Annotated in this window: 18 protein-coding genes; 5 read left to right on the forward strand and 13 right to left on the reverse strand. The window is 53.7% G+C overall.

The window, feature by feature from the left end:
* Window positions 1-160 precede the first annotated feature (160 nt).
* On the reverse strand, window positions 161-463 hold the full coding sequence (locus NYE24_RS05755; protein WP_036699074.1) for a hypothetical protein: 303 nt from the start codon (window positions 461-463) through the stop codon (window positions 161-163).
* Between the two features lie 519 nt (window positions 464-982).
* On the opposite strand from NYE24_RS05755, the gene NYE24_RS05760 reads away from it, so the two are divergent.
* The 3 genes from NYE24_RS05760 (at window position 983) to NYE24_RS05770 (ending at window position 6,340) form a co-directional block, all read left to right on the forward strand.
* On the forward strand, window positions 983-2,731 hold the full coding sequence (locus tag NYE24_RS05760; protein ID WP_036699076.1) for an ABC transporter transmembrane domain-containing protein: 1,749 nt from the start codon (window positions 983-985) through the stop codon (window positions 2,729-2,731).
* Between the two features lie 22 nt (window positions 2,732-2,753).
* Window positions 2,754-4,847, forward strand: coding sequence for an ABC transporter ATP-binding protein (locus tag NYE24_RS05765; RefSeq protein WP_036699078.1), 2,094 nt, complete (start codon window positions 2,754-2,756; stop codon window positions 4,845-4,847).
* A gap of 173 nt (window positions 4,848-5,020) precedes the next feature.
* A complete protein-coding gene (locus NYE24_RS05770) occupies window positions 5,021-6,340 on the forward strand; it encodes a winged helix DNA-binding domain-containing protein (protein WP_342478277.1) in 1,320 nt (439 codons plus the stop codon).
* A 567-nt stretch (window positions 6,341-6,907) separates the two neighbouring features.
* Here the strand turns inward: NYE24_RS05770 and NYE24_RS05775 are convergent.
* The 5 genes from NYE24_RS05775 to NYE24_RS05795 form a co-directional block, all read right to left on the reverse strand.
* A complete protein-coding gene (locus NYE24_RS05775; RefSeq protein ID WP_036699081.1) occupies window positions 6,908-7,372 on the reverse strand; it encodes a hypothetical protein in 465 nt (154 codons plus the stop codon).
* 285 nt (window positions 7,373-7,657) lie between these two features.
* The gene (locus tag NYE24_RS05780; protein ID WP_342478278.1) at window positions 7,658-8,344 is read right to left on the reverse strand and encodes a hypothetical protein; all 687 of its coding nucleotides are present in this window, start codon (window positions 8,342-8,344) and stop codon (window positions 7,658-7,660) included.
* 20 nt (window positions 8,345-8,364) lie between these two features.
* A complete protein-coding gene (locus tag NYE24_RS05785; protein WP_076158431.1) occupies window positions 8,365-9,309 on the reverse strand; it encodes an ABC transporter ATP-binding protein in 945 nt (314 codons plus the stop codon).
* Between the two features lie 205 nt (window positions 9,310-9,514).
* Window positions 9,515-9,862: a four-helix bundle copper-binding protein gene (locus NYE24_RS05790; protein WP_036699084.1), complete on the reverse strand. Its 348-nt coding sequence runs from the start codon at window positions 9,860-9,862 to the stop codon at window positions 9,515-9,517.
* A 95-nt stretch (window positions 9,863-9,957) separates the two neighbouring features.
* Window positions 9,958-10,956, reverse strand: a complete 999-nt coding sequence (locus NYE24_RS05795) for a GTP-binding protein (RefSeq protein ID WP_342478279.1) — start codon at window positions 10,954-10,956, stop codon at window positions 9,958-9,960.
* A 183-nt stretch (window positions 10,957-11,139) separates the two neighbouring features.
* Here NYE24_RS05795 and NYE24_RS05800 point away from each other — a divergent pair, with 183 nt between their 5' ends.
* Together NYE24_RS05800 and NYE24_RS05805 are read left to right on the forward strand one after the other, a co-directional pair.
* On the forward strand, window positions 11,140-11,655 hold the full coding sequence (locus tag NYE24_RS05800) for a molybdenum cofactor biosynthesis protein B (protein WP_036699087.1): 516 nt from the start codon (window positions 11,140-11,142) through the stop codon (window positions 11,653-11,655).
* A 109-nt stretch (window positions 11,656-11,764) separates the two neighbouring features.
* Window positions 11,765-11,980, forward strand: a complete 216-nt coding sequence (locus tag NYE24_RS05805; protein ID WP_084649044.1) for a hypothetical protein — start codon at window positions 11,765-11,767, stop codon at window positions 11,978-11,980.
* Between the two features lie 106 nt (window positions 11,981-12,086).
* On the opposite strand, the gene NYE24_RS05810 is transcribed toward NYE24_RS05805, so the two are convergent.
* The 7 genes from NYE24_RS05810 to NYE24_RS05840 all read right to left on the reverse strand — a co-directional run bounded on the left by NYE24_RS05810 (window position 12,087) and on the right by NYE24_RS05840 (window position 21,530).
* Window positions 12,087-12,686: a DUF1349 domain-containing protein gene (locus NYE24_RS05810; protein WP_341025581.1), complete on the reverse strand. Its 600-nt coding sequence runs from the start codon at window positions 12,684-12,686 to the stop codon at window positions 12,087-12,089.
* The gene (locus tag NYE24_RS05815) at window positions 12,686-13,894 is read right to left on the reverse strand and encodes an MFS transporter (RefSeq protein ID WP_036699089.1); all 1,209 of its coding nucleotides are present in this window, start codon (window positions 13,892-13,894) and stop codon (window positions 12,686-12,688) included. Before NYE24_RS05815 ends, NYE24_RS05810 begins: the two co-directional genes overlap by 1 nt.
* A 249-nt stretch (window positions 13,895-14,143) precedes the next feature.
* Window positions 14,144-16,450, reverse strand: coding sequence for a thiamine pyrophosphate-dependent enzyme (locus NYE24_RS05820; protein WP_036699090.1), 2,307 nt, complete (start codon window positions 16,448-16,450; stop codon window positions 14,144-14,146).
* Between the two features lie 26 nt (window positions 16,451-16,476).
* Window positions 16,477-17,487: a 2-oxoacid:acceptor oxidoreductase family protein gene (locus tag NYE24_RS05825; protein WP_036699189.1), complete on the reverse strand. Its 1,011-nt coding sequence runs from the start codon at window positions 17,485-17,487 to the stop codon at window positions 16,477-16,479.
* A 395-nt stretch (window positions 17,488-17,882) separates the two neighbouring features.
* Entirely contained in the window at window positions 17,883-19,112 is a 1,230-nt protein-coding gene (locus NYE24_RS05830; protein WP_342478280.1) for a glycosyl hydrolase family 8, read from the reverse strand.
* Window positions 19,113-19,469: 357 nt separating this feature from the next.
* Entirely contained in the window at window positions 19,470-20,921 is a 1,452-nt protein-coding gene (locus NYE24_RS05835) for a nicotinate phosphoribosyltransferase (RefSeq protein WP_036699092.1), read from the reverse strand.
* Between the two features lie 57 nt (window positions 20,922-20,978).
* Window positions 20,979-21,530, reverse strand: coding sequence for an isochorismatase family cysteine hydrolase (locus NYE24_RS05840; protein ID WP_036699095.1), 552 nt, complete (start codon window positions 21,528-21,530; stop codon window positions 20,979-20,981).
* Window position 21,531: the final 1 nt, after the last annotated feature.

Raw genomic sequence — 21,531 nt, forward strand, 5'->3', positions numbered from 1 at the left:
CCTTTTAAAGGACGGTACCGTTTCAGCGAGAAATAGAAGGATAAGTTATTGTGTGAAACCTATAAATTCTTATATTTTGGAACAAGCCCTTGCCTGACGGCAAGGGCTTGTTCAGCATTCCCGGCAGTGCCGGGATCTGCCATTCGCGCCAGTTCACCCCTTATGCCACCGGCACAGGCTCATACTTGTAATCGATGTCATCGTCCGCCTGCGAATAGACAATCGACAGATTGTACCCCTCCATGTACCACAGATCCTGCTCTTCCATGTAGAAGGTCAAGCCGCCTTCCCCGAACTGTACAGCAGGACGTCCAGGCTGCTCGGTGGCAATACCCAGTGAGAAGCCGGGATGCAGGCCCCCGCCTGAGCTGTACCGGGGAAACAACCGGATATATGCACCCTCCTGGAGGCTCAGTTCTCTTTTGAACCAGGCGGCTGCTTCCGGACTAATTAATATGTTCATCTCTCCACTCCTCCCCTCTACCCCAATCATACTCAAAAAACTTCAATTCACCAAATCACTGCAGCACTCCTGCCAGAACTCCTGCCGCGCCGCAAAATTAAATTTGACAATTCTTAAAGTGTGATGATAAACTCGGAACATAACGAAACGTCTTCAAGTAATTACCAAAATGAAGAAAGGGTGATCTCGGTGCTAAACATGGATATGGTATACCTCGCCACTATTGTAGAAAACTATACCCAACTGAATACCGAAGCAGCCCGAGCAGTGGAGAATTCCTGAGGTTCATGCGTATTACGCGTAACGTATGAGAACAGGCTTAACTTATCTCTCACATGTCTCTGTGCTGCTTATAGCACCGTGGACATGATAACCGCAATTACAGGCGTATCATCCGTTTTCGGATGGTACGCTTTTTCGCGTGCTGTGAGGTCATGATCCGCTGCAAAGTGTCCATGAATGTTCCGTTAAACAAGCTAACTTAGTAATTACTCCAAGCACGAAAGGAAGGGATTTACCTTGTTCTCCGTACTCCGAAATCTCGGCTGGTTCTTCCGCCGGGAAAAAAGGCGCTATACTATTGGCCTCATCCTTCTTATTGTGGTAGGTGTGTTAGAACTCCTGCCTCCACGCCTGCTCGGCAACGCCATTGACGAAATCGTCACCGGTGCCATCACCGCAGGTTCACTCATGAAATACATTGGCCTGATCGTACTTATGCTGCTGATCATTTACTGGATCACCTACATATGGATGCACAAGCTGTTCGGGGGATCGAATCTGGTGGAGCGTCTGCTCCGCTCGCGCTTCATGAATCATCTCATGACGATGACCCCTGCCTTCTTCGAGCGTAACCGCACCGGGGATCTGATGGCCCGTGCCACCAATGATATCCGGGCGGTATCCGCCACCGTGGGCTTCGGGATGCTCACCCTTGTCGACTCCACCGTGTATCTCACGGTTGTCCTGTTCGCCATGGGGTTCCTGGTCAGCTGGAAGCTGACACTGGCCGCCGTCATCCCGCTCCCGATGATTGCGGTAGCCATGGTGTTCTACGGCAAAGCGATCCACGACCGTTACAGTCTGGCGCAGGATGCCTTCGGTGACATGAACGACCAAGTACTGGAATCCGTATCAGGCATCCGCGTCATCCGTGCTTATGTGCAAGAGCGGCACGATGAGAAGCGTTTCTCTGACATTACAGATGATGTGTACCGCAAAAATATGGCGGTTGCCCGGGTCGATGCCTTCTTCGAGCCGACGATCCGCTTGTTCGTGGGCCTCAGTTATATCATCGCTCTGACCTACGGAATTTATCTCGTATTCCGCAATCAGATTACGCTGGGCGATCTGGTATCGTTCAATATGTATCTCGGGATGATCGTGTGGCCGATGTTCGCCATCGGCGAGCTGATTAATATCATGCAGCGCGGCGGCGCTTCATTGGAGCGGATCGACGAGACGCTGAATGCGAAGCCTGATGTTAAGGATGTACCTCATCCGGTTCCCGTAGCCCAGCCAACCACCATCGAGCTGAAAGATGTAACCTTCCGGTATCCAACCTCTACCATCAATAATCTCAGCGGAGTCAGCTTGTCCCTCTCCCAGGGCCAGACGCTTGGCGTGGTCGGACGGACCGGCAGCGGCAAATCGACGCTGCTGAAGCAGCTGCTGCATGAATACCCGGCTGGCACAGGCGAGATTCTGATCTCCGGTGTGCCGATCACCCAGATCGCCCTCGACAAGCTTCATAGCTGGATGGGCTACGTTCCGCAGGAACAGATCCTCTTCTCCAAATCGGTACGCGAGAACATCCAGTTCGGACATTCCGGGGCCAGCGATGAGCGGATCATGCAGGCGATTACCGCCGCTGCCTTCCAGAATGACCTCGGCACCTTGTCCGACGGGCTGGATACGATGGTTGGCGAACGCGGCGTCTCCCTGTCCGGGGGACAGAAGCAGCGGGTCTCGATCTCGCGCGCCTTCATCTCGAATCCCGATATTTTGATTCTGGATGATGCCCTGTCCGCCGTTGATGCGCGCACAGAAGCAAAGATTATCGAGAATATCCGCGAGGAACGCAGCGGCAAAACCACCCTCATCTCCACCCATCGCCTCTCGGCGATTGAGCATGCCGATCTGATCGTTGTCCTCGAAGACGGACATATTACAGAACAAGGAACTCACCAGGAGCTGCTGGAACTCGGCGGCTGGTACCGTGAGCAGTTCGACCGCCAGCAGGTCGAGAATAATCTGACGAATGAATAACCCCATACAGGAGGTGTCACCGTTGACACAGAGTACAGGCAAACGTCTGCTGCAATATGCACTGACCGCCAAAAAGACCTTCATCGCCGCCCTTCTGCTCCTGACCATCGGAGTAGCGGCTGAGCTGGCAGGGCCTTTTATCGCCAAGAGCATGATTGACAATCATCTGCTTGCGATTGAGAAGCCCTACTTCCAGACAGCCTCGCCGGAGGATGCTGCAGAATATAACAACACTTATTACAAACGCGGTGACCGCTTTGCCACAGGTGAAGCCAAGGGCCAGGAAGTCCGCCTGCTTCAGGCTGGCAGAAGCTTCTACTTCATCAATGAAGCTGTACCGAAGGCCGAAGGCGAGCGCAGCTTCGCGGACGGGAAGCTCCAGATCAAATACGGCGAGCAGACGACGGTCTATCCGGCCGTCAAGCTGTCGGCTGGTGATCTGTTTTCCTTTTACAAACCGGAGCTTCCGGGAATCTATCAGTTAGTTGCTCTATACGCCATGTTCCTTGTGATCTCCATTATTGCAGAATTCGGCAAAACCTACTGGCTGCAATCGTCTGCCAATCAGGTCATCCGCAAGCTGCGGACCGATGTCTATGCCCATATCCAGCGCCTGCCGGTCTATTTCTTCGATAATCTGCCTGCCGGTAAGGTAGTCTCCCGGGTAACCAACGATACGGAAGCGGTCAAGGATCTGTTCATTGCCGTATTATCCAACTTCGCTACAGGTATCATCAATATCACCGGTGTGTATGTGGCCCTCTTCCTGCTCGATGTGAAGCTGGGACTGGTCAGTTTGTTCGTCGTACCGATTATTATTCTCTGGATCGTGCTGTACCGCAAAATCGCTACCAAATACAACACGATCATCCGCTCGCGGCTTAGTGAGATTAATGCCATTATCAACGAATCGATTCAAGGAATGTCAATCATCCGGATTTTCCGCCGCCAGAAGCAGAGTAGTGCTGAATTCGAGCAACTCAACGACGACTATCTGAAATATCAGAACAAAATGCTGAACCTCAACGCCTTCACCTCCCACAACCTGGTGAACTCGCTGCGCAGCCTCTCCTTCGTGCTGGTACTGTGGTACTTCGGCTTCGGCAGCCTGGACGGTTCAACCTTCGTATCGCTTGGCGTCCTCTATGCCTTCGTCGATGTACTGGGCCGGATGTTCCAGCCGATTACGGGCATGGTCAACCAGCTGGCGAATCTGGACAGCTCAATGGTCTCCGCCGGCCGCGTCTTCACGCTGATGGATGAGCCTGGAGAGCCGGTCACAGACGGATCGATGCCGCGTTACAAGGGAAATGTCGTATTCAAGGATGTCTCCTTTGCTTATAAAAAGGACTTCGTCCTGCGCGATATCTCCTTCGAGGCGCGCCCGGGCGAGACCGTCGCCCTTGTCGGCCATACCGGCTCCGGCAAAAGCTCCATCATCAACCTGCTGTTCCGCTTCTATGATCCGCAGCAAGGAAGCATAACGATCGATGGGCAAGAGGTCAAGGATCTGCCGAAGCAATGGCTGCGCAGTCATATGGGCATCGTGCTTCAGGACCCTTACCTCTTCACCGGTACCATTGCCTCCAATGTCAGTCTGGGTGACGAACGGATCTCTAGAGAGCGTGTCGAACGTGCCTTGCGCGAGGTAGGAGCCGATAAACTGCTGGCCCATCTACCGCAAGGATTCGATGAACCTGTCATCGAGAAGGGCAGCACCCTGTCCGCCGGACAGCGGCAACTGATCTCCTTCGCCAGAGCGTTATCCTTCGATCCGGCGATCTTGATTCTGGATGAAGCAACGTCCAACATCGATACCGAGACCGAGAGCATTATCCAGCAGGCGCTGGAGGTGCTGAAAAAGGGCCGGACCACCTTCATCATCGCCCACCGGCTCTCCACCATCCGCAGTGCGGACCAGATTCTGGTGCTGCACCGGGGTCAGATTGTCGAACGCGGCAGCCATGATGAGCTGATGGCGCAGGGCGGCAGATACTTCCGCATGTATCAGCTTCAGCTTGGTGCAGGTGCCGGGAACGGCCCGGGCGAGCTGGCTCCGGAGTCCGGGGGCCACGCTTCTGCCGCCGGACTCCGGCCATCGCTGGAACAGATCTAGGCGGCTGCTTGAATACAGCAAATTAAGTTCAATGGCTGGCAACCGCATATACCACTTATACATTGAAACAAGAACACCCCCTGACGCAGCTATGCAGCAGGGGGTGTCTTTCACTTGATATCAGAACGTTTGTTCTGTATAATAGAGCAATACATATTATGGATGGAGTGAAGATGATGATAACCTACAGTCTTAGCAACCGGCAAGCCCGCCTGTTCCTGCTGCGCCATCAGCGGCTCGTCAGCGGCGGATTGACCGGCGGCAAGCAGAGCATCTATGACTTCGTCCGGCATGTAGGCTGTATTCAGTATGATCCGCTAAGCATAGCCGGACATAACCACGAGCTGGTGCTTCAGGCGAGAATCCCCGGCTTCGTGCCCGAGATGGCCAATGAGCTGCTATATAAGGACAGACTGCTGATTGATGGCTGGGATAAGAACATGTCGATTTACTGTACAGAGGATTGGCCGTATTTCCAGCGGCGCCGGGAAGCTGCCGCCAGGCATCAGCATAACGAGGCCATGGCGGCCATGATTACTCATGTCCGCACGGAGCTGGATGCACGCGGACCACTCTCTTCACTGGACCTTGCGAGCAAAGAGAAGATCGACTGGTCCTGGGCTCCGGCAAGACTCTCCCGGGCTGCTATGGAGAGCATGTTTTTCTGGGGCGAGCTATCCATCCATCACCGGGTGCACACCCGCCGTTATTACGACTTCACGGCCAAGCTGCTTCCTCCTGAACTGCTTAGCGCAAGCGATCCTAACGAGACGCTGGAGCAGCATCACGATTGGTATGTGCTGCGCCGGATCGGCAGTATCGGCCTGCAATGGAACCGGTCGGGGGACGGCTGGCTTGGCATCGCAGGCCTGAAGAGCAAGGAGCGGACTGCGGCTGTGCAGCGGCTGCTGCAGAAGGACCTGCTCCGCGAGGTACAGGTGGACGGACTGAAGCTCCCGCTATACATCCGCACAGCAGACGTCCCTGAGCTTGAAGCCGTATTGCTTGAAGATGATACTACGGGTGCAGATGAGTCCGCAGCAGGGTCTCAGGCTGGTAATGAGGGCGGGGCCGGTCATGCTGAAGGAGCGGCCTCCTTCGCGGCGGCACTGGCCCCGCTGGACAATCTGCTGTGGGACAGAGAGCTGATCCTCCAGTTGTTCGGCTTCCAATACCGCTGGGAGGTCTATAAGCCAGTGCTTGAACGGGAATACGGGTACTATGTCCTCCCCCTCCTCTACGGCGACCGCTTCATCGGCCGGCTGGAGCCGGTGATGAATAGGAAGACCGGTGTTCTGACTATCGTCCGCTGGTGGTGGGAGGACGGGAAGACGCTTGAACGCACCATGCTCCCCGCGCTCACCGGAGCCTTCTCCTCGCTGCAACGCTCGACCGGGGCCAGCGCGATCCGCTTCGCGCCGGATGTCGTTCACTCCTGCGGGCTGCAGGAGCTGGAGGAGGCGCTGTCTGCTACGCCTGTAAAGTCTAATTAATACAATCATCTGATACCCTAGCGGGTGGAGGATGTCGGGACTTATGCGGTCCACACAGCTTGTGTGGACTACCTCTCACCATTACTCATCCACCCACTTCAGGGGCAATCTGCGAATGAGGGGTATTACTGCCCCTCATTCGCACGTATGATTCATATGCGACTGATCCAGGGGCACTAGTGCCCCTCATTTGGGCGTTTGGCTCGTATCCGATTGATTCAGGGGCACTAGTGCTCTACATTCGCACGTTTGGCTTGTATCTGCTGAATTCAGGAGCACTAGTGCCCTTAATTGCTTATTTTGCCCAGATCCGCTGAATTCAGGGGTACTTCTCCCCCTCGCGGCTCTCCGTCAGCAACTCCCCCCACGTACCTCCACACCAGCACATTGTGTTCGGTTTCCGCATACATTTCAGGAACGCTACCGTTTCAGCAGGACCGTAGCAAATGCGGTAACATATGAAAGTGCCTATAAACTTATATATCCAAAAAAACCTCCCCCTCTGGCGCAGTCTTGCTGCCATAGGGGGAGGCTTCTGATAAGGTTAGCAATCTTTTATTGGATGCCTTATTGGATATGCTCTTCCTCTAGACCAAGCTTGCTGTACATCTCTGTACAATAGCCCTGCAGCTTAATCTCGAGCCGGCTTGCCTTGTTCTTGAAGCGTTTCAGTTCACGGATCATATGGGCCCGGCCGGCTGGAGTGAAGGTCTCTTGAATCCGTTCCTTGAAGTAATCATGGACAATATAGTTGCGTTCCTTCCATACGGCCTGCAATTGACTGGTCTCTTCCTCAGAGAAGGGGAAGTGATGCTGGATTTCTTTGATGAGTTGGCCGAGTGAATTGCTAAGCTTGCGTTGATACAACTCTGCGATTTCGGCATCGGTTGGCGTCTTGCCCTGCGACAGCTTCGTCAGGAGCAGCAGATTCGTTAATTGCTGCTCCAGTGCCTGGCAATAGTACACAGCCAGCCCGAAATAGGCAAATAGCTCTTTGGATTGTTCACTCTCCGGTATTTGTGTATCCTTCATCGTTCCTCCCGTCCTTAATCTGGTTATTTGATCTGTGTAGATATAACTATCGTTCTATTTTGGAATGGCCGTTACTGCGGTGAACATTTGGACTTCCGGCCGCTGTTATGTTTGGATTTCCCGATTCAAGCTGCTGGCCGCAGTAGAAATCCAAACCAAGCCTATGCTTACGATGCGAGCTTTCCTACGGAAAGCTTTCAGGCGGACGCTACCGCTCCTACAGTTCCAAATTTCCCCTCCGTCACTTTTTTCAAATTGTAGATCTTCAAGTTCAAAGGAGACAGCTCAGTTTGTTTTGTTATAGTCCATGCGGCCGGAACGGTAAATGTAGAATCCGGCAAGCAATATTATGTACGCCAATGCGTGGGCATAGGCTCCTAGCACGGAGGACACCGGCAGAGTCTCAGCATTCATCATTCGATCCATGACCGGGTATACCGGCGGCAGGAGAATGGACACAACAGGCCCAGGCACCACTTCAGCCACTTTACCGGCGCTAATCGATAGAATGAGGAGAATCAGCATCATTCCGGCCGCATATCCAGCCCGCGGTACCCACGAGGATTGCAGGTACAAGGATAGAGTGATCCCTAATAGTCCCATTAGAGCATGTCCGGCCAAACCAAGCAAGATCCGCTGAAGTCCGGCAGGTTCTTGGAAGCTTCCGGCCAACACCGGATAGATAACAATAACTACATCCAGCAGCAGCGTAAGCAAGATCATTGTAAGCAGACCGCCCATACTGTAGCGGCGGGCACTACGGAGCTGAACGATAACCACCTGCTTCTGCACCGCCTGCTCATGGTTAAGGAAGCTTAGGCCGAGCCACGCACAGGCTACGAATAGAAGGACTGCCGTTGCCGAGTAGCTGCTCATGACCGGGTTAGGCTTATAGGAATACAGAATTAATACCGCAATCATAATGCCGGCAACGGGTCCGAAGAACCGCTGGGAGACTGTATAACTGTGCAAAAAATAACCGATTAGCCCTTTCACCCGCGTTCACTCCCGCTCTGATCCTTGGGTTCCATCCACTCGGCCAGGTCATTTAATCCCCCGAGAGGCTTCACCGAAACTATAGAACCGCCCGCTGCAAGAATCTGCTTCAGGCAGGTATCTGACATTTGCTGATCTACAGTCAACCCTCTACTAGTTGTACTGGCGAAGTCCGGCTCCGGCAGCACGTGGATGACTCCAGGCAAGGCTTCCAGAGCCTGCTGGGCTTGTCCCGGCAGAGCTGTATAGACGATATTCACTACTGGAGCACTCTTCAGCTTCTCCGCTCCATGAATCGTCCGGATGGTCTGCCCTTCATGTAATACATATACTGTATCCGCGACAGCTTCGATGATCTGCGGTTCATGAACGGACAAGACGAGTGCTGTCCCCTCCGCCTTCAACTCCAGCAGAATATCGATAAGCTTATCTTGTGCCGGCAGATCCAGTCCCGACATGGGCTCATCAAGCAGGAGCAGCTGTGGCCGGATCAGCAGACTCTGGATCAGGTTAATCTTCTGCAGCATCCCCTTGGAGAAGCCTGCCAGCTTGCGGCTGCGGGAGGATTCGAGACTGAACAACTGCAACAGTTCGTTGATCCGGGACGCCGAAGCCGCTTCGGAGAGTCCGGCAATCCGGCCCATGAAGTGCAGATAGTCTTCGGCGGTGAGCTTCAAGCCGGGAAATGCTTCCGGTGCATAACCTGTGGTTATCGCCTGACGGTCACAGGTTAGAGCGCCGGAGGACAGCTTCAGCAGTCCCGCGAGGATGGACAACAGCGTACTCTTGCCGGACCCGTTGCGGCCAACCAGAGCCGTGGCCGTGCCAGGAAGAACCGTCATCGATATCCCGGTCAGTACCGGGCGGCTTCCATACCGCTTGCTTCCTTCGATAATTGTAATTAGAGGTGATGCATTCGTGGCTTTCAGGCCTCCTTCCATTCGTGCATGCCTATGGGCCGCACTGAACGGCAGCCTGATTATTCTCTTATGTAACATTCGCCGGAATGCCTTTATTCTCCTTTTTAATTTCCCGGTTCCATCCATTTCACATCAAAAAAACCAGAACTGTGCAGAATAAAGTCTGCAGCCGCTCTGGTTCCTGTTAAGTATTCAATGCAGTATATGTTAGTCCTAAAGGGTGATGTCAGGCGTAGACTTCAACAGCTTCACTGACCCTTCTGCAGGCCATGGCTGCATTGCGGCAGGTATCGATGCAATCCTGGCAATGGTTATGCTTATGACGGCTGCTCGTGTCCGCGCAGCGGTCACAGATGTCAGCGCATAATTTGAGGATTTCGGCCACGAACGGGCTTCGGCGGGTCATCGCTTGAATAGCGAAGGAGCAGATATCTGCGCATTCACGGTCCAGCTGGATGCTTTCCCGCAGATCGGCCAGATCATATTCCTTGAGGCTTGAGACATAGCTATAGTTACAGGCATCCATACATTTAATCAAAGCATTAATGCATTCCTGATATTGAATTCGGGTCATAGCCTTACAACCTCCTGCAATTAGTATAGGGTATGCCTATGTATTAACCTGCAAGAATAAGAACGAACCATTCATAAGGAACTGCAGATTGTTAACTATAGGCTTCGTTTGACCGCTGCGGGTCTGGTCAGCAGACGTCTCTCCAGGCGCAGAAGCTCCTTGCGCAGCTCACCGGAGGAGAAATGCTCACCGATGAATACCGCAACATCCGGCACCTCGCCCTGAGGCGTAATTCTCATGAAATCTGCCTCCCTGTAGGCGTACTGAAACAGAAACCGGCTAGAGGTATCGGTAAAAGTTACGATCCCCTTGGCCCGGTACACATCGCGCGGCAACTCCTTCACAAACCGTTCGAATTCCTCGCTGTTCACGGGATTCTGGAAATAATGGGTATAAGCCATCACATGATCATGTGAGGCGTGTATCGCTCCCTCAGTTCCGTTGTCCCCCGCTTCCCCGGCGGGCCGGTCTTCCATATGAACGGCTCCCACACTGCCGAGCAGCACTTCCGGCTCCAGTTCACAACGTACCGCCGGCAGAATCTCCGCGTAGGCGTTCCACTTGCGCAATACCTCCGAGATTTCTGCAATCTCTGCGGCTTGAATGCGGTCTGTCTTGTTCAGGATCAGGACGGATGCACAGCGGATCTGCTCCTGCATCAGACGGTAGGTAGCCCCTTGCTGGGAGCGGTAGAGCTCCAGGAGATGGGCGGCATCGACGACGGTAATCAGCCCCTTCAGCTCCACCTGCTGATATAGAGAGGTCTCCGTTACGGCATCCACAATCTCCAGCGGGTTGGCTGCGCCCGTAGCCTCGATGATAACTACATCCGGCGATTCTTTCTTGACCAGCGTGGTCAGCTCCGTACTTAAGTCGCCCCTGCTCGTGCAGCAGATGCAGCCGCCCAGCATCTCTGCCATCGGCACAGACTGCTCCACCAGCAAGCCATCCAGATTCACCTCACCCAGCTCGTTCATGATTACAGCCGGCCGCAGGCCCTGAATGTTCCAATGATCCAAGAGACGCTGTAGTAATGTGGTCTTGCCGCTGCCGAGAAATCCCGACAAGATATATACTGGTAATGACTGTTCCAAGTTTGCTCTCTCCCTGCCTCAATCGGTTATGGTAGCGAGTGTACTACAATGACCGCCTCTGTGCAAGGCGGCACTGCCTATGGAGGCTTACAGCAGCTTCCCCCGGAGCTTGTTATTGCTGCTTCCATCCCCTATCATGAGAAATATAAGCTGCACAGCAGATAAGAAAAGGAGCTGGTTCGTATATCATCCGTCGAAGAACACCGGAGCGAAGCCCCGGATTCAGTCGCTTGCTACATCATAACGGTCTCGGATACCCGGACCATCGATACGGACACCGGAGGGCCGCTGATCCAGAGTCTGCTGGAAGCCGCCGGTTATACCGTAATCGGCCGTACCATTGTCAAGGATGATTATGAGGATATCCGGGAGCTGGTCTACAAAAGCTCGGTACATTCCGGCATCGAAGCTGTGCTTCTGACCGGAGGGACAGGCATTTCCCCCCGTGACACCACCTATGAGGCCGTAGCCTCTCTGCTGGACAAGTCGCTGCCGGGCTTCGGAGAGATTTTCCGGCTGCTGAGCTTCACCGAAGATATCGGCTCTGCCGCCATGCTCAGCCGGGCCATAGCCGGGACGATCGGCAGTACTGCTGTCTTCTCCATGCCCGGCTCCACCGGTGCGATCAAGCTGGCCATGGAACGGCTGATCCTGCCCGAACTGCGCCATGTCATGCGCGAGATCTACAAGCGTTCCTGATGCGCAGCATGGACGGACACCTATTTTGCCGGAAAATAGACGAATGAACAAGCAGGCTCCTGCATAACGCGTATACTGGCATAAGTCCACTGCGAAGGAGCTGAGTGTAATGAGAAATTGTGCGAAATGTCCTGCTGAAACGGTTACAGATCCCACACAGGTTGTATATGAAGATTACTATCATCCCCAGGTGGTCCAGGTGGTCCACCATGTCGAGGTCGTCAGACGCCACCACTGTGTTCCGGTCCCTCACCATATCTACACTTATTCCGTCCGGGATGAAATGTGCGGTCCTACCGCAATGGTGCGCAGCAGAAGAAGATAGTCTAGTCTGCCTCTCCGGTCTATAAGATAGTATATTGCAAAAGGCAAAACCGCCGTCTGCGCTTGAAGGATAAGCACATCGGCGGTTTTGCCTTTGTCGGGGAAAGCTATACGATTGGCGGATCTGTATGAACGTCTGCATCGGGTGCTGTAGCCGCCCAGCGGGTGAAGGTGACCTGAAAGCCGGCACGCGTTGGAGCACACAGGAACGGTCCCGCTTGGCTGCCAGTCTCATAAGGGAACCGGGCAACGCGGATGGTCCGCCATGGATGATTCTCCGTTCGCGCTCTGAGGATTACCGCATCCTTCATCCGCGAAGCCCGGAGGGTAATCACCTCGCCCTTCCACTCGGGAACAGGGGACAATGACCAGTCAGAGTAACCGTCCGTCACAACTGCACCTATATGAGGAACACCGTCATTCAGCTCAATACCGGCCTTGATCCATTGCTCACCACTGTGCCATAGCATGATGCCTGCCTGGTCATACAGCTCCGTGAACCCGTCCAGCGCAAAGCTGATCTCTACCGCCTCTGCCTTATCCCATGGGGCAAGCAGAGCATGACCGTTGTCATGCTGGAAGCCGTACATCGTTTTTTCCCAGTAATCGCTGCCCTCCGCTGCATGGGCCACCAGTTGACCGTCCGCGGTCCTGCTTGACACCGGTTCATTGCTCCATGCTCCATCCTGCCAATCTATGAATCTCATTACAGGCTCACCTCTCCTTGTCGTTTGCTCATCATCCGGTTAATGATTTCAGAGCTTACTATCATCACTATGATATACCCAATCATTGCCGGCGGGAGAATCATGAAGGTACTCCGCGCCGCCGCCCAACCCAACAGTGGAGGCAGAAATGCACCGCCGGTGTATGCCAGTGCCATCTGATACCCCATAATCTTCTGCGAATGTTCCGCTCCGAACCGGGCGGGCGTCTCATGCAGCATGCAGGGGAAGATCGGTGCCGAGCCGAGGCCAATCAGAATAAAAGCGACCAGTGAATATACCGCCGGAAGCGGCAAGGCCAGCAGCAGCGCACCCGCGAGTGAAATCACCAGCCCGCCGCGAATCAGCGTACGGTTGCTGAACCGAAAGGTAATAAAGCCGGTAATCAGCCGCCCGGCCGTGATTCCGCCATAATAGAGCGAGACCCATCCGGCCGCCGTTGCCGGGGATACCTCCTTGACGTTCACCAGGTAACTGCTGCCCCATAGCCCCACCGTGGCTTCCACTCCGCAATAGAACAGGAAGGTGAGCATCGCCAGCTTTACGCCTTTGATCCGCAGCACCTTACCCTCAGCGGGAACGGCCGCAGGCCGGGAATCTAACTTCTCAGACATCTCTACAGGCTGCTGTCCGCCCCGTTTGCTTACCTTTGTCCACAGCGGGAGGCTGAAGAACAGTACCACGACTAGGGCGAACTGAATCATACTGACCGCGAAAAACCCCGTTCTCCAGGACTCGCCATTCGCAATATACCGCGACATCAGGATCGGCCCCAGCATAGCCCCGATTCCCCAAAAGCAATGCAGCCAGCTCATATGATGCGCTTTGTAATGAGTCGCCACATAATTATTCAACCCTGTATCGATCGAACCAGCCCCAAGACCTAGCGGTAAGGCCAGCATAGCCACCCAGAGGACCGAGGAGGAATAAGAGAAACCGAGCAGGGCCAGAGCGGTTACCGCCACGCTGATAAAAGTAACCATTCCCGTTCCGAGCCGCTTCAGAACTACACTGCTGGCCAAGCTTGAGATAATCGTCCCGGCGACTACTATCATCGACAGCAGTCCGGCAAGCTCGACCGGCGCTCCGAAATCCAGCCGGATAATCGGCCAGGCTGCGCCAAGCATCGAATCCGGCAGTCCCAGGCTGATGAACGCCAGATAAATAATGATTAAGAATACCGTTGCCATGTTATCCCCGCCTAACCTTCAATGATCGTTGAACTCCCCCACCTGTAGCGTGGCGGCTTGACCTCGAAACCACTTTTTTAACTGTCTTTCGCCTCGTTACTATATTACTTTATAAAAGTATTTTAATAAATAGTTTTTTCGGGTTATTTGCAGCTGCAAATAACCCGGCAGAGTGACTCTGCCGGGCGGGTGCTAACTTTAGCTGTTGCGTATGCTTATGAATGCTAAGCTTCCAATAGATCTTACACCTTACAAGTCAGGATGCTCATGCTTCGCTTTGAGGCGGCTCCAGCGGCGCTGAACTTCACCCTCGAAGCTGCGCAGAGCCGGTTCATTCTCCGGCTTCAGCAGATGGCGGGTCTTGCCCATCGTCTTCAGCCAGGCGGATACTTCAATCCGTTTGTCCTTATCTTCCGGGTTGTAAGTGATACTTGTAATTCCCTGCTCAACTTCATATAGCGGGAAGAAGCAGGATTCGACAGCCAGGGACACGATATCTGTGCCGTCCTTGTCTTCGCTCATCCAGTTCAGCGGACAAGCAATGAGAATCTTGCCGTAGACCAGACCTTCATTTTGCGCGTACCACTGGGCTTTTGCCGCTTTTTTCAGCATATCCTGCGGATAAGCTTCACAGCCGGTGAAGACATAAGGAATGTTAGTAGCCGCCATAATCTGCGCTGTATCCTTGTGCTGGGTCAGCTTGCCCTGTTGGGTTTTGCCGATGCTTGAAGTAGAAGTACGGTGTCCGAGCGGTGTGGAATAGGACTGCTGTGCACCCGTATTCATGTACCCTTCGTTATCGTATTCTACGATGATCATCTTGTGGCCGCGCAGCGCTGCACCAATCGCAGGACCCATTCCGATGTCCATCCCGCCGTCGCCGGTAACCATAACGAACGTGAAGTCTTCCTTCAGCCCCAGCCCGTCAAGCTCACCGCGGCGTTTGCGTTCCCAGAACATCTCAACCACACCGGACAGTGTAGCCGCACCATTCTGGAACAGATTGTGGATGAACGTCGATTTATGGGAGGAATACGGATAACCGGTAGTCGTTACCATCGCGCAGCCGGTGTGGTAGAGCGCTACGATATCGCCTTCGATCCCTTTGAAGAACAGCTCCAGCCCGGAGAAAATCCCGCAGCCCGGACATGCGCCGTGCCCTGGAGACAGACGTCTTGGCTTCTTCATCAGCGAGCGGACCGGCGGAACCCGTACACTCAGCTTGCCGGTCTCTTCGTTCTGGGTTACCGTGATCAGGCCGGTCTTCAGCTTATCGAAGTCCATCGGCTTCAAGAGACGCTTCGGCGCATTCTCCGGCGCTCCCGGATTGTGGCCATAGTAATCGAACGGAATCTCTACACGGTCTGCAACAACGGCATCCATAGCCAGCTGGAAGAAGTGGTGTCCGTCTTCGGCGTAGAAGTCTTTACCGCCAAGTCCGTAGATCCGGCTGATAACCTTAGTCGTTGTATTACCGTAAGTGAACAGTGCTGCCTTAATCTCGTTCACCATATTACCGCCGTGTCCGCCAACCGAATCTGCACGGTCACCTACAGTGATGGCTTTGACATTCTTCAGCGCTTCGGCAATCTGCTTCTGCGGGAACGGGCGGATCATGTTCGGGGAGATCGCTCCTGCCTTGATTCCCTGCTCGCGGAGCTGATCGACTACGTCCTTAATGATCTCCGAAGCGGAGTTCATCAGGAAGACAGCGACATCGGCATCCTCCATCCGGTACTGCTCGATCATCTCATAATGGCGTCCGGTCAGCTCTGCGAATTCCTGGGCAATTTCTTCAAAGACTTCACCCGCATTGTACATCGCAACGGATTGCTGATAGCGGTTGTTGATGTAATCCGGTTCATTCATGTAAGGTCCCACAGTGACCGGGTTATTGCGGTCAAGGGTATCGGTGAAGCCTGCAGGCGGCTGTTCGCCAACGAACTTGTGGACATCCTCACGGTGGGCAAAAGCCTGCACCCGGCGCTTCTGGTGCGAAGTGAAGTAACCGTCAGAGGCCACCATTACCGGCAGCCGGACCTTGGCGTGTTCTGCCAGCTTCAGCGCCATCAGGTTCATATCATAGACCGACTGCGGATCACGGCACATCAGGATCGGCCAGCCGGTGTTCAGGGCAAAATACAGATCCGAGTGGTCTCCGTGAATATTCAGCGGTCCCGAGATCGAACGGCACACCAGGTTCATGACCATTGGCATCCGTGTACCTGCTTGTACAGGCAATTGCTCCAGCATGAACATATACCCTTGAGCGCTGGTTGCGTTGAACACACGGCCGCCTGCCGTCGAAGCGCCGTAGCAGATCCCGGCGGAGCTGTGCTCGCCGTCGGACGGTACCAGCATAATATCATGCTGGCCGCTGGCCTTCATCGTATCGAGGAACTGGGCCACCTCAGTCGATGGGGAGATCGGGAAATAACCCATGACATGATAGTTAATCTGATGCGCGGCATAGGCCGCCATTTCATTGCCGGACTCGTATAGGAATTTCTGCTCCACCTTGGCGGAGCCTAGTTCTTTTTCATAATCAATAGCCACAATGTATTCCACCTTTCTTCCGGGTTTTAGACTGGAGTTACCAGATCGAACTGATGCTTCACGGTATGGCTGTCTGCGAAGCCTTCCTTCTCTCTCATGCTGGATAATGCTGAGGTCGGGCAGGCACCGATACATTTCAGGCAGCCTTTACAGTACTGGTAATCAATACCAAGCAGGAACATCTGCGAACGGCCCTTGCGGTCCAGGCGCTCTTCCCACACGAAGCATTGGTCGGGACATACCGTGTCACACTGTGCACAGTTGATACAGGACTCGATCTCAAATGCCGGAAGCATACCGGAACGGGAGATACTGAGGTTCTTCAGGAAGCTGCTGCCCGGGTTCGTGATCGTTCCGCCGATCGGCTGAGTCTCATAACCGAGAGCCGAGATATCCGAACGTACATATTCCGGCATAGTGTCGCCGGCAGCCAGCTCGAACTGCATGAATTTCACTTCATTGTAGCCGCGCTCAAAGGTGGAGATGGCCGACTGGACGGCCTGCGGATATTTTTTGCCGAGAGACTTCTCAATGACGCCCTTCATAATATCCGTGTCAAGGAACGGGCAGAGCCGGAACAGCGCCCCAAGCATCGCCATATTAACGCGGTTCTTCTCCTTGAGCGCGATGCTGGTAGCATCGATCACCGCAATCGTGCCGGCTTTCATCTTCAGCAGTTCTCTGAGTTCGTCCGGCGTCTTGGCCGAGTTCACAAGAACGGTGCTGTGTTCATGAATTCCGCTGGTTACATTAACGGTCTTGGCAAGTGCTTCGTGGAACACGCCTACAACATGCGGACGCTCGACCGGCGAAGTATCACGGATATGGGTATCCATATCACAGAAACGAATGTGAGCCTTAACCGCAGACCCCTTCTTCTCCGAACCGTACGATGAGAAGCTGACGCCGTTAAGCCCTGCGCCGACCACTCCTGCTTCCGCCAGCATTTTACCTGCCAGGTTCGCGCCCAGGCCTCCAATGGACTCCAGACGAATCTCAAAGAATCCCAGCTCATTTACTATTGGCAATTGTACCACCGACATAACCCCTTTCTTAGTACATCCTTTTGACTTTTTCAACGATTGTAACTTGATTTTGTAAGCCGCGAAGTGACATATCTTGCATTTTCCACACTCAGGAAATCACAATTCTTTATAGATTTATGCAGGTTTCTTTATACGCGACAGTGCGGTGTTATTTCAATAGAAGGAAAGCTTCCATGAAAACGGCAAAATGTGAAAATTCTGTGTAATTCCGCACTTTCCTAAGCAAGCTGTGGATGAGATGTCATCCTTAATTTAGCAATAAAATTAAAAATTAAGATGTTAAAAATATCACAGAAATAATGATATATATCACAGGTGCCTGGTACCAAAAGAAAGAAACTCCTGTCCGCTCAAGGAAGGAGTTCCATCTTCATTACTATTCCTGCTTAGTAAGCCCACCAATTTCCAGACATGACAATCATCGAGAACAGCTTAAGGCTGTCTTCATAATAATTCTCTGGTGCGCTGTTAGCTGTATGGCTCCAGAGGGAGTTCAGCCAGCTCTGGTTCGCGGATGAGGTCATTGCACCCACACCGAAGGGGCCGTAAAAGGCTCCGCTGTTGTAGCTGCCGAAGGTGGTTCCGTCGAGCTTGTAGCCATCCTTGATATTGCCTGGTGTGCCTCCTGTCTTGGTCTTAATCCAGGTGTTAAGCTGAGTCAACTGGGATAAGGCACGATTGTCGCCGGTGAGCAGGTAATCGGTGGTGATCCGCCATGAAACCCGGCACGAATTATAGTTGTAATCCCCGTCACGCTGAGATTCCAGGAAGTTCGCGGCAGCTGGCTGATACGTATTGTTAGAATAGACTACGAAGTCAGGAAGCAGACCGGTTGTGGAGCTATAGCCGCTATATAGGCTGTTGATCAAGGTATAAGTCTTGTTCGTTACGTTCTGCCAGCGGGCATCCCCCGTAGCGGCCTGGAAGGCTTTGAAATGATTCACCATGAAATCCGACGGGCGGGTGGCTGTGTTATAAGAGCCGCTGTTCGCCCAGTCTCCGAGACGGATTGTCCACTGGGACTGATTGATGTCATTATTCATGATAGCGTTGATAATATTGGTCGCAGCCTGCAAATAGTTTACAGTTCCGCTGCTTCCCCATTGCTTATGAGCGAGCAGCAGAGAGTAAGCGATATCCAAGTCGCCGTCTGTGGCCGAGTTCTGGCCTTCGACATTCTGGAAGCTGCTGTTCTGCTTCCAGGACATCAGGTAAGGATTAATAGAGCTGGGATGCTCGGTGTAATAATTATAGAGTCCATTGTAATAGGTCTGCGCATTGCCGTCATAGCCGGCCATCAGAACGGTGAACAGCATCCCGTAGCCCTGTGCTTCAGATACGGTCTCCCCGTTCGAATTATACTTCACATAATACTTCCCGGTGCCGGCCGGCTTGAGGTACGTCCCCTTCCAGGCATCCCATTTGGTCTTCACCGCATTATCAAGTGCAGTCTGGCTTACATGATTCGGCTTAATAGTTCCGCTGGTGTAGACCGTATGCTGCGGGAACGGCTTGTTCACAGCGGCGAAGGCAGATCCGGCAGGCAGGATGAAGATGGCCAGACATAGAAGCAGCAGACTTGCCCAGTGCAGCTTGCGCTTGGTTTGCTTGTTCATAATTCTTTCACTCCTTAACAGTTAGTGGATTGATAACGTTATAGAATTGCTTGTCTCACAAATGGGCAATGGCAGGAAAAGCTCACCTCCTACACCGAGAGTGGCGGCTACATGAATGAGCGTAGCAGATATAATGAGATTGAGGGCGGATTGTAGAGCGCTTACAATTTTGTCGCAAAAATCGATCTCTTTCTTCCATTTTTGTCATTTGTAACATATTCAATATATGATTTCATAGACTTGCTGTCAATAAGCAGATGGCCGCTCACACAAAAAGCCCTCTCAAACCGCCGGGTTCGCACGGCAGGCCTGAGAGGGCTGACTATATTCTTGTTCTAATGAAATGCCGACCAGGTTCTACTCCACATCGGTAATCATATGCTCTGCAATCAGCTGCTGCTTGCGGTTCCATAGCTGCTCGCTGAGATTCACGCGGAAGACTTCCGGGTTCAGCTTACGCAGATACTCCGGCCAGAACAGGTCAAGCTGCTCCTGATGGTAGCGGCGGATCTCCGCCAAATCCGGCAGGGTATAGACCTGGAAGCCGTTCACCACAATCGGCTCCAGCATCCGCACCGCGTCGTAACGCTCCACATGCTTCTTCATATAAGGATGCAGCGGGTTGAACAGCTTCAGCCGGACACCGCTGCGGGGCGCAGGCTCATCCGCGAAGCTGATATAATCAGCCAGCGCTTTGCCGTTCTGGCCGATAATGCGGTAGACTTCCTTTTTGCCGGGCGTAGAGACCTTCTCGGGATTGGAAGAGATCTTGATCGTAGGGATCATCTCGCCGCCGGGTGCTTCAATCTCGACCAGCTTGTAGACGCCGCCCAGTGAAGGCTGATCCGAAGCGGTAATCAGCTGGGTTCCGACTCCCCATGTGTCAATTGCCGCCCCTTGCGACTTCAAGTTCATGATGGTGTTCTCATCCAGATCATTGGAGGCCACGATCTTCACATACTGCAGCCCGGCTTCATCCAGCATCTCGCGCGCCTTGCGGGACAGATAAGCCAAGTCACCGCTGTCCAGCCGGATGCCGTTCATCCGCTTGCCTTGCGCCTCCAGCTTCTTCGCCGTGTTGATCGCATTCGGCACACCGCTGCGCAGGGTATCGAACGTATCCACCAGCAGCGTCACGCCGTCCGGCATCACTCTCGCATAAGCGTCGAACGCCTCCTGCTCGCTCGGGAAGCTCTGCACCCAGGAATGGGCATGGGTGCCCTTCGTAGGGATGCCGAATTTCTTACCGGCCAGCATATTAGAGGTCGCGTGGAAACCGCCGACATAAGCGGCACGGGCGCCCCAGACTGCGGCATCCGCTTCCTGTGCGCGGCGTGTTCCGAACTCCAGCAGCGTGTCGTTAGGGGCCACCTGCTTGATCCGCGACGCCTTGGTAGCGATCAGCGTCTGATAGTTCATGAAGTTAAGGATCGCAGTCTCGACCAGCTGCGCCTCCATAATTGTGCCTTCGACCCGGATCAGCGGCTCATCCGGGAATACCAGGGCCCCTTCCTTCATGGAATGGAGACTGCCCTGGAAATGGAACTGCAGCAGCTCCTCCAGGAAGGCCGGCGCATAATTCTCCTCCTGTTCCGACAGGTAGCGGATATCCTCTTCCGTGAACCGCAGCTCCGCGATGTACTGGGCAATCCGCTCCAGCCCGGCGAACACAGCGAACCCGTTGCCGAACGGCAGCCTGCGGAAGTAAGCTTCGAATACTGCCCGGCGTTTGTGTGTGCCATTCATCCAGTGGGCATACATCATATTAATCTGGTATTTGTCTGTATGTAGAGCAAGTTCTCTCCTCAAGTCCTCATCTCCTAGTCGTTACACTGTTGTTATTCGGGTTCTGTCCCAGATGATGTGTTACTGCTCTCCTAACGCCGTGACAACCTTCGCGCCAAGACTGCCGCGGAAATGTCCAAGCGCCCAAACATGACCGTCAGGATTGAAGCTGGCGACGGCATCCTCATGGACCGTAATCCCGAAGCCGTGGTTGTAGGCATCCACTGCCGTATGCAGCACACAGATATCCGTGCAGACCCCGATCAGATGCACCTCGGTAATCCCCCGCTCACGCAGCTTCAACGCAAGATCCGTGCCGCAGAAGGCGCTGTAACGTGTTTTGTCCATCCAGTAGATAGCTTCCCGATTCTCCTCGTAGACAGCCTTCAGGCTGCCGTACAGCTCACGCCCCTGGCTTCCCCGCAGATTATGCGGCGGAAACAGCTTGGCCTCCGGGTGGTACGGGTCATCGGCTTCATGCAGATCTACAGCCATCACCACATAGTCCCCGCTGCGCACGAATTGCTCCGTCAATTCACTGACTCTGGGCGCAATATCGATGCCAGGCTGGCCGACAGGCAGGTTCCCGTCAATGAAATCATTCGTGAAATCAATTACAATCAGTGCTCTCATG

The sequence above is a fragment of the Paenibacillus sp. FSL H7-0350 genome (assembly GCF_038593195.1).
GTDB lineage: Bacteria > Bacillota > Bacilli > Paenibacillales > Paenibacillaceae > Paenibacillus_AQ.